Genomic DNA, 15,304 nt, shown 5'->3' with positions numbered 1-15,304 from the left:
GCGATTGAGGGGCTCCCACTCCCTCTCAGATTTTTGTTGTGCAGCATCGGCCTTTACTGTATAGCGTGGGTCCATCCAGAAACCAATCCCGCTCGTTCCTCTATCTGGAGGAGCGGGCGTTTTCTTTTTGGTGGCATTGTTCAAGAAGCACTTGGCTCTCTATGCTCCCACACAGTCCCACCGGATTCCAAAATTCCTGCGGGGCTGAAATCATCTCGTCTTGGCGGCCTGCGAATCCATCAACCTACACGTGTCCATTCGTCTCTGCAGAGGCCTGAACCGCTTCAGGCAGTTCCACGGAGGGGCTCACTCGGTCCTCAGGAGTCGACTGCTCATTTCGGGTGCCCGTGCCTTCCCAATCCCCTCACGCCCGCCCGTGCCGATGCGCGTCTTTCAGTCGAAAGTACCGCCTGAGTTGGTCGAGCGTGTCACGAAGACCGAACATCAAAAGGTGTGCTTCACGCCGATTAGAGGCAATGCGCTAACCACATCGAACGGCTCTCCTCCTTCTATGCCGTTTACCGCTCTGTCAGGAAAGGTGAAATTGAGGCGGGTCTCGAAGAAAAGCGACATGCGGTCGGCCACGGCCACGCTCACTCCCAGTCCGGCAAGGGGGCCGAGTGCAGTCTGGTATCCGCCAAACGTCCCGCTGACTCCCATGTGGACATAGGGACTGGCGACCCACCTCTCAGCGCGGTGCATGTAACGCCCGACGAGTTGAATCGTGTGACGAGCGGTTCCCAAATCTCCGCCCTCTCCTGGAAGGCCGTTCCGGGTGGTTAGAGGAAGCCCAGAGGCAAAGGGATACCGGCCAAACTGGTAGCCGAGCCCGACCTCTACCTCAGGCAGCACCCGATAGCCGACTTCCGTCGCGAAGACGTACGGAAACGCCCCTCCGTCTCTGAATTTTTTGACGTCGAAGAAGTCTCCGACCAACCCATTGGTATCGGGAGTGGGAGATGCATCATCATCGCCGGCAAGATCGGAGAGCCCTGCGCCGAACTCTAAGTAGAACGTGTCGCCGCTTCTCAGAGGCTGTGCGCGTGCTGGCAGTGACCCCCACGTTGTACCGACCAGAAGTATGAGCAGACACAAAGCGGTTGTTTTGGGAATGTGAGCGCAAACGCGACCCATGCTTGCACGCCGTCCACAGAGATGTCTTGAAGCGTCGGAACTGTAGAAGAATGAGCTCCGCCACAAAAACACCCAAAGTATGAAATTGAGTCCTCATCTTTTGGAGCGGAATCGGATGCGGGCTGGTGACACTGAACGTTTGGTACCTGGCCCAGAGCAGAGCGCCTCCTCGAGCGCCACTGCTTGGGGCCCGGCACAATCCCGGTGGAGAGGAAGGGAAGAAGCAGGAGGGACTCACGTGACTGCTATCCACCACGATGCAATCAGCAACAGCGGAGCCTCCGTCACTCGACGAAGCTTTCAGCATGCAATTTCCCTAGCGTCTTCCGCAAAGGGCCGATCCCACGAGGTACGACTGTGAGTATGTCGTTCGGCCCAAACGCACGGCGTGATCTTGGTGATACAGGACCAAGCCGTCGTGCCGGGCCCGATTCCCATCACGATCACGCCGGCCTGGGTCAGCGTGCTCGGTACGCACACGTTTGGAGATCGGGTTGCCCTGAGCGTGGGGACGAGTCTCCGGCTGCCGTGACTCTGCTCTGCCTTGAGGGTTGACTTCTCCCTTCGATTCATCAAGGGGAGAAGTCAAATCGGGTTCATTCCAGTCTCTCTCCTGTCCCGCTTGAAGAAGAGTCTGAGCGGACCAGCGGCTTGGTGGTCCCGATCCAGCCCCAAAGCCGGTTGGCGCCGTAGTCGACGACCGCTGCCGCCAGCAGGTACCGCTCCGGGCCGATCAATCCGGCCTGGGCTCCGCTCAGGTGCTGGCGAAGAACCTCCCCGGGGCGAACGGTCAGACCCACCATCGTCGGCCGTGGGCCGCGTTCCAGGTCGATAAACGTCCGGAAAAGCTCCCGATCACCCCAATCACCGAGACCGACAGATCAGCTTCCTGCCCGCACCCCGGGCAGAAGTTGCCCGTGAACCTGTGTCCACAGTTTACGCGCTCGATGGCTTGGGCATTCCCGGTGGAGCTGCTATCTCCACCGCTGGAGGCGTCTTCCCCGGAAGTGTCCCTGTCGGAGTCGCTCCTGTTGGGGGCATCTTCGCCAGAATCATTTCTGTCTTCTGGAGAGAGCATGGCCCGGGAGGCAATTGCCGAAAAGAAATGATTGCCAAAGAGAGACGATCATTGAAGAAGGGCTACCCCCCAGGGAGAAAGTGCTTGGAAACCTTTGGCGAAGGCATGCCCTGAAACAAGACTGGGTTCAGGCAGGCACGGGAAACTGGTCTACTCCGACAGAAAGCCAGTCTCATCTGCTGTCTTCCCTGCTCCTTCTCCATCCTGCGAGATCAGCGGTAAGGCCGGGCTCACCTAAAAGAGGGTGAAGCGTAACGATGTGAGCTCCCGGAGCGCTCACTACTGTAGCATCCGCAGAAGGGCCTCTGGGCAGTATGGAGTCAGTGGGCCGCCCGCGCAGTCCTGCCCGTTTCGGGTCACGACAATGTCTGCTCCTGCTTCGGCTCCGGCCCCGGCGAGATAGGCGTCCTCGAAGTCCGCCTGGCCTTTGGCCTGAAGGGCCTCGCGCAGAGCCGCCCTGCTGATCGGCGCGAGCTCAAAGACCGTTTCCACCGTTTCGAAGAGGGGCCGAGGATCTACGTCGTGATGGGTCGTCGCCACGTACCAGCATGTAGAGAAGGAGACTGGGGCAACCAGGCCGGTGATCGCGCCGCGGTTCGTGTAGGAGAGAAGCTGGAGAGCCTCCTCGTGGTAGGAGCGCCCCGGGACGGCTCCGTCGATGATGATATTGGTATCGAACAGAACTCGCATCGAGGAAACTGCCCGCTGGGGGCAGAGAACCGTGTGGGGAGGGAAAACCGCGTTGAGAAAAGCGAAAACAGAGGCACTGCACAAGGAGCACGGAGAGTAAGGGCCACAAGGTCTCATCGGCCCGGCAACGCAACTCGGCCCAGCAACACGACCGCAGATACGGAGAAGTGGGGGTGCGCCAATCAGAGCATGCAGCCCGCCAGGTGTAGACCGCCAGGTTACCTACGCGTGCTTCTCGGCGGCGGCCTCGACCCAGCGCCGGGTGTCCCCGTCCATGTCGATCTCCGGAGCCGGCTTTCCAAGCTTCTCTTTGAGCTTCTGGATTCGCGGGGAAAGGGTCGTCTCCTCCGCAGCAGCCCCTAACTGGTCTCCATTCGTGGGCCCTCCGTTCGAGGAGGCATCCTCGCCGGAGGTGTCGGAAGTGTCCTCCCGAAGAAGAAGCTTGAAGTAGTGCTCGACGATTTTCGAGACGGAGGTCCCCCGCCTGTCGGCGAGCCGTTTGGTGCGCTCTTTTAGGTCCTCGTCGAGGCGGAGCGTAAGCTTAGATTTCATGGGAGTGGGACCTGCTTCCGGAAAGCACGTCAAGAAACAAGCTCAAATGGCGTACACTGTAAAAAAGTTCAGAACGTTCCAGCAGAGACCCCGCAGTCACCCTCCAAGGAGGTACCTTCTGAGGAGACATCTTTTACGGCAACAGGCAGGCGCAGGCCAAGGCCGACGCCGTGCTCTTCCAGACCCGGTCGCAAGGTCGCTGTAGTCGGTGAGGATGATCGGCGTTTCGAAACCGGAAGTCACTGGCCCGACGAGAGAACCGACACGGGGCCACGTCGATCGTAGAGCTTCCCTCATATGCCGCGCTTCATTTCGGGTGTCCTTTTGAAAGATAAGATCGAACCGGTCCCCATTCCACATCCGGAAGCCCGCTTCGGAAGGGCGATAGATCACGTTTTGGGTGTACCGATTGCCGGTTGCCTCCAGGCCGGGCCTCGGGTAAGACCCGTTCCGGGCTGGCTGCAGACCCGCGGGGCGCCAGCAGCCATCGCGGGCAGAAGCGCAGTGATGCTCAGTAAAATAGCATGAACGTGAGAAGCAGAGCGCATAGCTGGAAATCACAGTCGTGACGATATGCTCGTCGGAAGACCAGGGCCGTCGCCCGTCCGCTAATCGGTGCCGCCCAGCCGGAGGGTGACGCCGAACTGCGGCTGCAGGAACGTCGTCCGCGAGCGTCGCACGTCCAGCTCGTCGGCTTCGAGCTGGCCGCTCCCGTCCTCGTCGGCCAGCGTCCCCTCGGCGAGGTACTCCGCCTCCGTCCCCAGCAGGTACTGCGCGCCCAGGCGCAGGCTCACCGCCTGCACCGTCTTCGCCGCCTCTTCCTGCCGAAAGACCCGGACGTCGACGCCGGCCCCGGCCCCGCCGCTGAGGGCAAAGTCGTCGTAGTTGGTCGAGCTGGCGATCTCGTCTTTGAGGTCCCGTCCAGGCCCGTCCCCGAAATCCCCGTCCCCGATCTGGGTGCGGGTGAAGAGGTACTTGAAGCCGACCAGTCCCTCGGCGTACGGGCGAAAACGGCCGCTTCGGTGCTGAAGCCGGGCCGACAGGTGCGTTTCCAGCACGTTGTTGCTGGTGGAAACCTCCACCGGCACCCGCGGCCCGACCGTGGAGCTGAAGGGCACCTGGTCGGTCGTGTGGCCGTAGCCGAGGAAGGCGACGTCCAGGCCCAGCATGAGCGGGCCCTGGCCGACCCAGCCGCCAATGAAGCCCTGCAGGCCGCCCCCGAAGCTGATATTGTCCCGGAGGCCGCCTCGGGGGACCGCCCCGATGACCTGGAGGCTGGCCTGCGCGTCGATGCCGGGGCTGGCGTCTTTGGAGGCTGGGGCCTCGGACCCGGGTGTGCCCATGTTGCCCTGTCCAGCGGCGGGGCTCGCGATCAAAAGCGAGCCGAGCACCACTAGAAACGCCGTAGCGGTTAGGAGAGGACCTGTAGAAATTCTGCCTGGAGAAGCCCCGCTGGTCGGGGAGCGATCCTGAAGCATGACTGTGCGTCTCTGTCCTGTTTGTGTGTCCTGTGCGCACGTGCTGAGGCAGCATGACTGCCGAAGTAGTGCGACGGGAATCTGCGACCCGCCGATGCTTTGAGGCCGGTCCTGCCGACAGGTGGCCCGGCCTGCGTTGCCAGAAAAAACAATGCCTTTCTTGTGGCGACCGGTTCGGCCCGCTCGGTGGATCGGTGAGGGCAGTCGATGAGTTGCCGACGATACCGGCTCTACGGGGGGCTCCGTGGACGAACGGCCCAGACAGGCCCGGGGCGAATGCCTGATACAACTGAGTCCGATCGAAATGAACCGTCCCTACGGAGGCGCCGATGGATCTCCCGGTCGAGATTGGCGTCTTCGCCGAGGAGAGCGACGTGGGCGCCGGGGACCAGCGGACGCTCTGCCGAAAGACACGCAGGCTCACGAGCGGGACGCAGGACATCCCCGTGACGGTCGACGGGAAGCCCGCCCGGGCCGGTGTGGGTCCCTTCACGCTGCTCATCGACCGCGAGCCTGAGGACAACCTAACGGCGGTCACCCAGGCGGAATAAAAATCCTCTCTATGACCCGGCGGTGCCATCGCTTGTGGTTTCCACGAGATTCGCCTCGCGTAGCGTCTGGAGAAATGCCCGCACGGAGCGCAGTGCTTTGCCCCGGGACACGTCCCAGTCCTCCGTCATGGCGACGGCGATGGCCTGGGCGTCGTGGCCCCGCGTGAGGAGGTCCCAGATGCGGGTGCCGGTTTCGTTGAGGGAGTAGTACTGCTGCGCCTCCAGGTGGAGCAGTACCGACGTCTTCTCGTCGATCTTGGTGGACACGACGTCAGGGCGGGAACGGTACGAATCCATGTCTTTGTTTTGTGGTTATAAAAAAGTGGTCGATCACGTGGCCTGAAATGCACTGGGGCCCGCTTCCACATCCCGCGACAGCCAGTGTGAAGGACCATGTCGCTCTCCTACCGCCTGCATGGACTCCGTCTCCGGGCCGCAAGCGATGACGCCGGGATTCAGAACCTGCTTCGCCGCACCCTGCGCTACAAGGGGGCGGAGCCCCACTCGGCCGACGAGCCCGCCGACCTCACGCTGTCGTTCTGTGTCGGCCGGCCGCCCCTCGACCGGCCCAGGGCGGCCCGGCACGTGGGCACAAGCGCACGCTGCGGGATCGAGGTCTGGAACGCCCCGGAGCACATGGTCCTGCGCCACGAGGACGCCACGGTCGCGGTGCGTCTCGAGACCGGCCGGGCCGACGGGACGGTTCGGCCGGCGCTGCTCGACGCCCGGACGCAAAAAGCGCGGGATCCGCTGTTTCACCTCGTGGTGCTCAGCCTTGGCCTCTTGTGTCGGCACCGGGGCTGGTTTCCATTGCACGCCGCGGCGCTGGCCCACGACGGACGCGGCCTCTTGTGTCCGGCCCGGAGCGGGCAGGGGAAGACCACTGTTGCGCTGAGCCTGCTGCGGAACGGATGGGCACACGTGTCCGACGACACGGTGCTGCTCCGAGAAGAAGAGGGGCGGGCGGTGGCACACTCGTTTCGGGGTCCCGTGTGCGTGGGGCCGGAGGCAATGGAGCACTTCCCCGAGCTTATGGGGCCGGACTGGCCGGCGTCCCTGAGCAATTCGGCCAAGTGGGCGGTTGACGCGGAGCAAATTTCCCTCGGCCCCTCTCGTCCCGCGTGCACGCCCCGTCTGCTGGTGCTGCCTGAGATTGATGGCGGGCCGGACAGCCACGTCGAGTCCATAGGCCCCAAGCCGGCGCTCGACCAGCTCCTCGCGCAGGGGGCCTTCTTCCTGTCGCCCACGCCCCGCATCGCCGATCGTCACCTCACCGTGCTCCGCCGGCTGGTGGAGCAGACGCGGGCCTATCGGTTCCGGGCAGGCCACGATGTTCTTGAGGACCCCGGAAGGGTTCATGAGCTGCTGGCGCCACTGATGAAGGAGAGCACGCCCGACGCCGTATAAATCCGGCGATGCGGCCCCGACGATTGCGCTAGCGGGCGACCGTCAGCGTTCGGGTGGCGGTGCGGTGCGGGGTGGCGAGGCGCACGAAGTACGTTCCGCTTGGCCACCGGCCTGCGTCCAGGCGAACGGCCTCCAGCCGGCCCTTCGGCGGCGGGCCGTCGTAGAGCGTCGCGACCTTCCGGCCGAGCACGTCGTACACCGTCAGGGTCACCGACGAGGCGTCCTGAGCCCCGAAGCGCAGGGTTGCGGACTGGCGCGCGGGGTTCGGAGCGGGCCGCGTGAGGCGAAGGGGGCTGTCCCTCCCAAGGGTCGCGGTGAGGACCCGAGAGCGAGTCTTGGTGCCGTCCAGGTCCTGCTGCTCCAGGCGAAAGCGGTGCGCGCCGGGGCGCAGGTCCGTCGCCCGAAACCGGTAGGTCTGCGGTCGTTGCGTCGTCCCGGCCCCCTCCACGAAACCGAGCGCCTCCCAGTCGGCCGCCACGGTCGAGTCGCCGGGGGCATGCTGCACCTCGAAGCCCGCGTTGTGGGTCTCGCTGGCCGTGTGCCAGTGGAGATGCACGGCGTCATCGGTCGTCGAGGCCGCGAGGCGGGTCAGCTCGACCGGCAACACGTCGCCGGTTTCGAGGTCGATGTGGCGCTCGAACGTTTCGGTGGTGGAGCTCGTGCGCCCGATCAGCCGGGCGTGCCAGAACTCTTCGCCCGGCATCGGCGGGTTCGTCCAGAAGAGATGTCCCCCGGAGAGGAGCGTCGTCAGGTTGTCCGGGGCGTACGAGTCGGCGAATGCCTGGCCCCCGGCGCCCAGGGCAATCTGAAGTGCCTCGTCGCTGTCGATAAAGCCACTGGGAATGGGGCTCATCGCCGCCAGGAGGCCGGGCCCGGAGGTGGTATCCACCGTCACGTCCAGCGGGGTGACCGTCACCTCCGTCTTCAGGTCCTTCGACGGCGAGTAGAACCGGTACGTCCACGCGTGGGCGGCGCCGTCGGGGCGCAGGCCCCCCCCGGCCTGCAGCCACCGGAGCTCCTGGTCCGAGGCGTAGTGGGCCGCCGAGTCTTGGGCGACGGGGAGGGTCGACTCGGCGCGGGCGGTGGTGCGCGGAAACGAAAACAGCTGCAAATCGATGCCGGTGAGCTCGCCCCCGTCGACGTCCACTGCGTCGGGCGTCCCGTCCTCATCGGGGTCGTGGAAGCCGAGCGCGTCGATGGTGGTGTTCGTGCCGTCGGTATAGCGCACCGCGACCGGTACGTAGGCGCCTGGGCGCACGGACTCGACGGCGTAGGCCCCGGACGATCCGAACAGTACGTCGGCCCCCTGGACGGTCCAGTCGGTCTCGTCCACCGAGAACTCGTCGAGCAGGAGGATCTGGGTGAACGGGCCCTGCCCGGCGTCTTTGGGGCCCAGGGTGCGGACGCGAGCAGAAGAAGATGGCCCCTCGTCCGGGCCGACGGAGTCGGGGTGGGGATCCCGCGAATCGAACATGGGGCGGCCCCGGTCGCGGTGTCGCAGGCCCTCGGCCAGGGTGCGAAGGGCCGGGCGCACATCCGACGCTGTCTTGGAGGCGAGGGTGGTCTGACTGGGCACGGGCGCGTCGACGGAGCCGGTGACTGCGCCCTGACCAATTGTCGAGGCGGTCGTGTAGCGCAGGGCGTAGGGGGCCGTCATTGATGGGCCCGCCGCGCTCTGGACCGCGTACACCAGCCATGTGTAGTCGGTGTCCGGCTGGTGGGTGACCCGAAAGCGGACGTGCCGGGGGACGTCGTTTCCCCCACCGCACTCGCCCTGAAAGTTGAGACAGAGGGACACCCCGTTGATCGACAGCGCCCCACCGGGCATCTCCACAAACCGCGAGTCCCAGTCGGTGCTCACGTCCACTTCCTTGCTGAACGAAAACGCCACCGTATCGGTGAGGGACCTGTCGGCCGTGCCGGGGGCCGGGGCCGACTGCTCTACGACGAAGTCGTTCTGCGCCGAGGCGGCCCCGCAGAAGAGGCTGAAGACCAGAAGAAGTGTCGTGCACCGCATAACGAAAGGGCAAGGGAGCGAAAGCATCGCCGGTGGTCAACTGGCCGTCGATTCGAAGTGGTGACGGTCGCCCGTCCCACGGATCAGGTCCGTCTCGCGTCGCAGCTCCGGCTCGACGAACGGCGTCCGGGACGTGTCGGGGTTGGAAGACTCGGAAGAGGGATTGGCGTCGGGGTCGGAGGAAGACGGGGGGGCGCTCATGACAGGTTGGGCGGTGTTTGCAGAGAACAAGATGTACAACGTCGAGTGGCGTGAAGGCGGGACCTGCACGCGGCGGTCAGCGAATGAGGGTCATCCGCCTAGTGAAGGTCTGCTTGTCCGTCGTGAGACGCAGCAGGTAGACGCCGCTCGCCAGGGCGTGCCCGGTGCCGGTGCGGCCGTCCCAGTCAATCCGGTGGGTTCCGGCCCGCTGGGCCCCGTCCGCGAGCGTCGCCACGCGCCGGCCCATCGTATCGTACACCGTGAGGGTGACGGTCGTCGGCCTGGGCAGGGCGAACTCGATGGTCGTCCGGTCGCCGAACGGATTGGGGGCGTTGCCCGCGAACTGCATGGCGGCGGGCGCCTCGGGAGAGAGCTCGTGGATGGGGTCGAAGTTCACCTCCAGCTGCCCGTCGTCCTGAGTGGGGCACGTGCTGGCGGCGATGGCAAAGTACGTCGACGGGTCCCCGATGGTGGCCTGGGTCAGGTCGAACCCGGCTGTCGTGGGCGGATCCTGGGGGTCGTCCGCCGTCCACGTGTCCCCGTTCCGTGTAAAGCCGTCCGGTTCGCCGGTGACGGTGAAGTTGTCCAGCCTCGTATACTCGATCTCCTCGAGGCCGTCTGCGTTGGCAAAGGTGGCGGTTACCACGCCGGGATCCCTGCCCTCGGGCGGAGTGACGGATTCGCTCAGCGTGGTGGCCTCACAGTCGGGCGTCGGGTCGCCGCTCGGGCAGGCCGCCACCGGCTCGGGGCTGAAGTCGACCGTGACGGGGCCAAGCACCGCGTCGCCACTGCCAGGATAGGTGCCGCCCGGCCCACTGGCGGCCCCCCAGTAGTTGCTGGTGGCGGTGAGAATGTGCCCCCCAGATGCCTCAATGCCCGCAGTGGCATTGCCGGTGATGCAGTTCTGCGCGGCCGTCACGTCCGGCCCCACGTCGCTGGCCTCGATGCCCGTGGTGTTGTCGCGGATCTCGTTGCCTTCGATACTGAAGGCTTCCGCTCCCGGGTTCAGAAAGAGGCCGGAGGTCCACCCGGACACCCCGTTGTGGCGGATCGTGACGTCGGTCACGGGCCCGGTACTCGTCACGAGGCCCCGCACCTCCCCGCCGGCGCCCGGGCCGGTGAGCTCGTTGTTTGCAATCGTGTGTCCGCTCGTTCCGGGTTGTAGGAAGAGGCCGACGGTGGCGTTGGGATTCGCCGAGGGCGTGCCGCCGGTCATCTTGAACCCGTTGACGACCACCTCACTGGCGGAAACGATCACTTGTCCCTCGATGGTGGCCTCGTCCCCGCGAGGGGCCCCGCTGGGAAGGGCTGCGTTTGCGCCTTCGAGCGTGAGCGTCTTGTCCACGGTGAGGTCTTCGGCGTACAGGCCGTCCCGTACCTCGATGGTCGCCCCCGCATCCGCCGCGTCGATGGCCGCCTGGATGGACGCGTAGTCGGCCGGGCCGTCGTCGTCGACGGTAATGGGGCCGCCGCCCAGGGTTTGTCCCGTGTTTACGGCCCCCGGCGTGCTCGGAAGAGGGCCCGTCCAGGCGAAGTCGCTGTACGAGGTGCCGGATCCCTCCAGCTGTACGGACTCTCCGACGGGAGACGGGGGAGACTCGTCGGCCCCAATCTGAGTGCTCGTCTCGCCGCCCGCACATCCGGCCCCGGTCGTCCCGGTCAGCGTGCCCTCGTAGCTCAAAAACTGATCGGTGCCGCCGCTGGCCAGTAGCGCATCAAACGTGCCGTCGTCATTGCTGTCGAAGCAGAGCGCGAGGGCCTCCGTGCCGTTTTGAAGCGTCTCCCCATTGTCCGTGTAGTTGTACGAATATAGAGAAAAGCCGCCGACGGCCGCGCCCGCCGTGAACTCATTGAGGGCGACCGGCGCCGCGGCGTCGGGGTCGCCGTCCGCGCCGTTGTAGTGAAGCACCTGGAATCGGCGGAGGTCGACGCTGCCGGCGTCCTCAATGATGACCTCAACGAACTCGTCGGCATCGCCCCCGACATTGTCGTAGTGAAGCTCGTTGACCCAGGCGTTGGGCGTCTGGGCCGAGGCCGCGAAGGGAAAGAGGGCGAAGAGCAGCGCAAGGGAAAGCGCACGTCTCGTGGGGTGTGGTCGCCTCATGGTCTCGTCGGGTCGAGGAGACAGAAAGTCCGAAGAAGAAAGCTGCGCGGAATCGACCAGGCAGAAGAGCACGCCGGGCCCGAATTCCTGTCGACGGCGGTATTTCGAAATGAAAAGTTCTTATCGTTTGATTATTTTGCAATACAAAAATGATAGGGCTCCGCTAGGCTTCGTAAAAATTTTGGCTTGCCTCTACTGCTCCTGTGGCCCGTTCCCAATGAGCAGAGTGGAGGGCTCCAGGTGCGCGGGTTGGTCTTTGAGAGCCGAAAATGCACTCCGACGGAGCGGAGCACGAGTCCGGCGAAAACGACGGCCCCCCGGAGAAATGAGGCGGTCGTCCTGCCGACGGGGGCAGGACAACCGTTGTTCGCGCGGCTACTGGTCGTCATCGCGCTGCGGCAGGGAGTCGGCCCGGCGGTTCTGGTCGCCGGCGCCCTTCTTGCCGACCGGATCGCCAACGGCCCCCTCGCCGCTCGTCGTGACCCGATCGGGGGCAATGTCGCCTTCTTCGTAGAAGGCGGCGACTGCCTGGGCCCGTGCCTCCGAGAGCGCCTGCGGGGTCTGCTCGTCCGGGGACGCGAAGCCCTCCACGCGGACCGACAGGTTCGGGCATGTGCGGAGCACCTCCGCGTTTTCCTGTAGCTTCTGCTCTGCCTCGGGGCTGAGCTGACTCGCCCCCAGGGCAAAGTACACAGTGTTGAACTCCTCCACCGTCTGGCAGAGCGCCGGGAGGGTCCGCTCCACCTGCAGGGCCAGCGAGTCCGTGGCCTTCCCGTCCTCGTTGGCAGCGAGGAGGCGGACCGTGTACTCGCCCGGCTCGTCGTAGGTGTGAGTGGGAGAGCGCCCCGTGCCGGTGGTGCCGTCCCCGAAGGTCCACCGCCGTTCAATCGGCCGGGCGCCGTCCACCTCGCTGCTGAAGCGCACCGGCTCGCCCTCCGAGGTCGGACGGGGGGCGGCGTCGAGGGACACGATGCGGGGGGGAAGCAGGACGTTCACCGAAAGAGAGTCGCGGGCCGTTCCCGCCTCGTTGCGGGCCGTGAAGGCGACGGTGTAGGTGCCGCGCTCGTTGTAGACGTGGGACGGCGTGAGCCCAGAGGCGGAGCGCCCATCGCCAAATGCCCACTCGTACGTCAGGGGCGCCGTCGCCTCCTCCTCATTGACCCGGGCCGAGAAGGCCGCCGACTCGCCGGCCACCACGTCGACCGGGCCGTCCAGTGCCAGAATGCGGGGCGGCACCGCGGGCCGGTCGAACGTATACTTGAGCCCGATGGCCGGCAGGGCGCTGAGCGCATCCGCGCGGGTTGCGGTGGTGATGCCGTCGACGGCCTCGTCTTCGAACGTAAAGTTGAGACGGCCCTCAAGAAACAGCGACGTGCGGTCGGTCACAGAGGCGTCCACCCCGACCCCCACGAGAGGGCCGATCCCCGTCGAGAATCCCCCCAACGACACGTTGAGTCCCGCGTCGACGTACGGACTGAGCGTCCACTCGGCCGCCCTAACTGTGTATCGGGCAAGCACCTGCACTGTGTGTCGCGTCTGGCCGAGGTCCCCGCCCTCGCCCTGTGTGCCCGGGGTGGTGGTAAAGGGCACCCCGTCGACAAAGGGATACTGTCCGAACTGGTAGCCCAGCCCCATTCCGAGCCCCGGCGAGAACTGGTAGCCCAGCTCGCCGACGAGCACGTACGGAAACGCGTCGCGGTCGGTAAACTTGCGGGTGTCAAAAAATTCTCGTAGCTCGGTCGTCCGGTCGAGGCCTAAAGACCCGTCGTTCCCGCCGGCGTAGTCGGAGAGCCCGCCGCCGAGTTTCACGTAGAACGTGTCCCCGGCCCGTGTGCTTTGGGCCTGGACGGGGCACGCGGCCGCAATGCCAAGCAGGACGGCAAAGACAATTGCCCCGAAAAAGAGGGATCCACGGACGGCACGGCCTGCGCGGCCAAGGAGCGACCAACAAGCGACAGTCAACGACATGGGCATGAGGGACGGCGGTCGGAAGCCATGTGAGATGGACAGCTGCATCCTCCCTGGAGTGATGTGGAGGGGAACCGAACGATTGTTGACGTGAAAGGCGGCAATTGCTGTTCGAGCGGGGGCCCTCGATAAGGTGACGCCCGTCTCGATCTCCGTCGTACGCCTTTGGATCGGTGAAGGAGAACGAATGGAAGGGCTTCCCCAACAGACTCCGTTGGGGAGGATGCACGCCCTGGCGTCGAGAATAGCATCTACTCCACCGGTCTTGGAGAGCGGCTTTAGGGGGCGTTTGCGGCCTCCATCTTCTCCCCAAGGTCCTCGAAGCGCTCGTAGGTCCCGGGCGCGTCCATCCCTCCAATCAAAACGTGTCCCTTGCGCTCGACCCATGCGTGGGCCTGAAGCGTGTCGTCCTCATCCTTCGTGACGCCGATGTGGAGCTCGGCTGCGTCGTCCCCACGGCGGAGCAGCAGGTATTGCAGGACGAGGGCCTGCGTGAGGCAGGGCCGCTCGGGGAGAAGGCGCCGTCCCACCGCGTGGGCCGCCCAGGCGGCGCGCCTGCGGTACCGGGGCGTAGCGTCTCGCGTCTGGGGAAGGCCTGTCGCCACGCGCCGCAGCCCCCGAGTCATGTGGCTCAGGGAGGCCGCGGCGAGACCCGTCCGGATGCCGACCGTCAACGCCGCGGCGTGTAGGAGCAGTCCCCAGTTTTGCCAGGGGTGCTGCCACAACTTTCGAAACGTGCGCACGATGACGTTCACGGGGCGTCCGGGGCAAGCTGAGAAGGCATCGAGGTCTGCTGAGGGACGAAGCGCGGCTCGTGGTGACGATGGGGCCAAGCCGGTCAGGACAATCTCCGCGTGTGGCGGAACCGCTAGGCAAGGGCGAAGGGTCTTTTCCCATCGGTTCCTTACTGTGAAACGTTCCCAGGGGCATTCGAGGAGCGCGTGGACTCAGTGTCCCGAAGGACGGCCTCGTAGATGGAGGGAAGGGCATCCCTCGACTGTGGGCGGACGAGCACGGACACGGGGACCCGCCGGGCCAATGCCGCACACCGGTCGAGGTGCTCCGGGTCCGCGCCCGCCTCCTCCAGAAACATCTGCACGAACGCGTTGGAGAGCAGGACCAGGCACGCTTGCTTGGCCCCAACCCGTTCGATCTTCACCTCCTGCGGGCCTTGATTGTCGTCGTGGTAGCCGAGCACGTAAATGTGTCGCAGGGGCAGGGGAGAATCCGGCTGGCGCTCGTGGGTAGGCACTATTCGCTTCGAGGAGTTCGGCACCGACCGCTCCAGCCCGTCGCCGCTGCGCTCGAAGACCTCGCCGAGCGAGTACTCGCCCAGCTTCATCCACGGGAATCCGGGGGCGACGCGCGGCGGGGCGTCCGTCGAAGACGGCCGGCACGCAATGAGGTCGTCGGAGAGAAGCTTGTGCCCCCGTTCGTAGAACATCGAGGCCGTGGTCGACTTGCCCATACCCTTGGGCCCGACAAATGCAACTGTTCCCCCGTCCACCTCCACGGCACTTGCATGCAGGGTCAAGTAGTCTCGGTGATAGAGTAGAAATCCGAGAATGTATACGGCGTAGTAGGAGAACAGAGATTTAGCCCCACTTTCTCGGACTGGGTGCAGTTTTACCTCATTTCGTTTAACTGCGATGCTGCCAAATTGAGAACGAATTCGAACTTTTCCTTCGGAAACATCGATTCGTGTTGTCTCACTCTCAGTCGCCTCTATCGGTTCGCTTCTAAGATAGGTCGCGTCTGACAGCCCGAATTGGGAACAAGACGTCAGGGGGTTGATCCGGCCAAGCCGAAAGCCTGATCTCAAACGCAATCCATGAACACGATAATCGAATGTATGTCGAGAAACTTCGTGCACAGTGAAGTTCAACGTTGAGTTTTCAGAAGGATGTCCCAAGACGGCAGGGAAATTCCTCCGGGATTGCCCGGTGGTACGTTTTCCGCGAAAAGAAACATCGCTCTTCCAGATTTGAGAGCCTACCCTATTTCTGTTTGCAACTGTTCTCCCCGCAGCGTTCGCGTCGCGTACGCCCGTCCAGAGCCGTGTTCTTCCGGACCCGCGCAGGGCTAACAGCCGGAAGGGTCGTGGTTCCCCCAAGAAGCATCAAT

General features: G+C 64.8%; 15 protein-coding genes. 3 read left to right on the top strand and 12 right to left on the bottom strand.

What is annotated here, in order from left to right; translation table 11 throughout:
* Positions 1 to 444: 444 nt before the first annotated feature.
* Positions 445 to 1,095 (bottom strand): hypothetical protein, encoded by a 651-nt coding sequence (locus B7R93_RS05415; protein ID WP_157942204.1) that lies wholly within the window; start codon positions 1,093 to 1,095, stop codon positions 445 to 447.
* 436 nt (positions 1,096 to 1,531) lie between these two features.
* Here B7R93_RS05415 and B7R93_RS16005 point away from each other — a divergent pair, with 436 nt between their 5' ends.
* Positions 1,532 to 1,666 carry a hypothetical protein gene (locus B7R93_RS16005; RefSeq protein ID WP_262507551.1) on the top strand — a complete coding sequence of 45 codons (135 nt, stop codon included), beginning with the start codon at positions 1,532 to 1,534 and terminating at the stop codon, positions 1,664 to 1,666.
* Between the two features lie 64 nt (positions 1,667 to 1,730).
* On the opposite strand, the gene B7R93_RS05410 is transcribed toward B7R93_RS16005, so the two are convergent.
* The 4 genes from B7R93_RS05410 to B7R93_RS05395 all read right to left on the bottom strand — a co-directional run bounded on the left by B7R93_RS05410 (position 1,731) and on the right by B7R93_RS05395 (position 4,797).
* Positions 1,731 to 1,937 carry a hypothetical protein gene (locus tag B7R93_RS05410; protein ID WP_103019784.1) on the bottom strand — a complete coding sequence of 69 codons (207 nt, stop codon included), beginning with the start codon at positions 1,935 to 1,937 and terminating at the stop codon, positions 1,731 to 1,733.
* A 554-nt stretch (positions 1,938 to 2,491) separates the two neighbouring features.
* Positions 2,492 to 2,902, bottom strand: coding sequence for a type II toxin-antitoxin system VapC family toxin (locus B7R93_RS05405; protein WP_103019783.1), 411 nt, complete (start codon positions 2,900 to 2,902; stop codon positions 2,492 to 2,494).
* 222 nt (positions 2,903 to 3,124) lie between these two features.
* The gene (locus tag B7R93_RS05400) at positions 3,125 to 3,454 is read right to left on the bottom strand and encodes a DUF6364 family protein (protein ID WP_103019782.1); all 330 of its coding nucleotides are present in this window, start codon (positions 3,452 to 3,454) and stop codon (positions 3,125 to 3,127) included.
* A gap of 608 nt (positions 3,455 to 4,062) precedes the next feature.
* Positions 4,063 to 4,797, bottom strand: coding sequence for a hypothetical protein (locus tag B7R93_RS05395; protein WP_103019781.1), 735 nt, complete (start codon positions 4,795 to 4,797; stop codon positions 4,063 to 4,065).
* Positions 4,798 to 5,261: 464 nt separating this feature from the next.
* Between B7R93_RS05395 and B7R93_RS05390 the strand changes: the two genes are divergently transcribed.
* Positions 5,262 to 5,483, top strand: coding sequence for a hypothetical protein (locus B7R93_RS05390; protein ID WP_232798050.1), 222 nt, complete (start codon positions 5,262 to 5,264; stop codon positions 5,481 to 5,483).
* A 9-nt stretch (positions 5,484 to 5,492) separates the two neighbouring features.
* Here the strand turns inward: B7R93_RS05390 and B7R93_RS05385 are convergent, their stop codons facing one another.
* The gene (locus B7R93_RS05385; RefSeq protein WP_103019780.1) at positions 5,493 to 5,780 is read right to left on the bottom strand and encodes a PqqD family protein; all 288 of its coding nucleotides are present in this window, start codon (positions 5,778 to 5,780) and stop codon (positions 5,493 to 5,495) included.
* A 96-nt stretch (positions 5,781 to 5,876) separates the two neighbouring features.
* Here B7R93_RS05385 and B7R93_RS05380 point away from each other — a divergent pair, with 96 nt between their 5' ends.
* Complete coding sequence (locus tag B7R93_RS05380; RefSeq protein ID WP_103019779.1) at positions 5,877 to 6,890, top strand: hypothetical protein; 1,014 nt, start codon at positions 5,877 to 5,879, stop codon at positions 6,888 to 6,890.
* A gap of 28 nt (positions 6,891 to 6,918) precedes the next feature.
* Here B7R93_RS05380 and B7R93_RS05375 read toward each other — a convergent pair whose 3' ends face one another.
* The 6 genes from B7R93_RS05375 to B7R93_RS05355 all read right to left on the bottom strand — a co-directional run bounded on the left by B7R93_RS05375 (position 6,919) and on the right by B7R93_RS05355 (position 14,648).
* Positions 6,919 to 8,907, bottom strand: coding sequence for a T9SS type A sorting domain-containing protein (locus tag B7R93_RS05375; RefSeq protein ID WP_103019778.1), 1,989 nt, complete (start codon positions 8,905 to 8,907; stop codon positions 6,919 to 6,921).
* 36 nt (positions 8,908 to 8,943) lie between these two features.
* On the bottom strand, positions 8,944 to 9,108 hold the full coding sequence (locus tag B7R93_RS15205; RefSeq protein WP_157942203.1) for a hypothetical protein: 165 nt from the start codon (positions 9,106 to 9,108) through the stop codon (positions 8,944 to 8,946).
* Between the two features lie 76 nt (positions 9,109 to 9,184).
* A complete protein-coding gene (locus tag B7R93_RS05370) occupies positions 9,185 to 11,212 on the bottom strand; it encodes a FlgD immunoglobulin-like domain containing protein (RefSeq protein WP_157942202.1) in 2,028 nt (675 codons plus the stop codon).
* 375 nt (positions 11,213 to 11,587) lie between these two features.
* Positions 11,588 to 13,180 (bottom strand): PKD domain-containing protein, encoded by a 1,593-nt coding sequence (locus B7R93_RS05365; protein ID WP_198598586.1) that lies wholly within the window; start codon positions 13,178 to 13,180, stop codon positions 11,588 to 11,590.
* Between the two features lie 278 nt (positions 13,181 to 13,458).
* Positions 13,459 to 13,923, bottom strand: coding sequence for a lasso peptide biosynthesis B2 protein (locus B7R93_RS05360; protein ID WP_232798048.1), 465 nt, complete (start codon positions 13,921 to 13,923; stop codon positions 13,459 to 13,461).
* Positions 13,924 to 14,084: 161 nt separating this feature from the next.
* The gene (locus tag B7R93_RS05355) at positions 14,085 to 14,648 is read right to left on the bottom strand and encodes a hypothetical protein (protein ID WP_103019775.1); all 564 of its coding nucleotides are present in this window, start codon (positions 14,646 to 14,648) and stop codon (positions 14,085 to 14,087) included.
* Between the last annotated feature and the right edge of the window lie 656 nt (positions 14,649 to 15,304).

This window comes from Salinibacter altiplanensis (assembly GCF_002894645.1).
Taxonomy (GTDB): Bacteria; Bacteroidota; Rhodothermia; order Rhodothermales; family Salinibacteraceae; genus Salinibacter; species Salinibacter altiplanensis.
The sequence above is the reverse complement of the archived record's forward strand: the minus strand, read 5'-3'. Positions and strand labels throughout refer to the sequence as shown.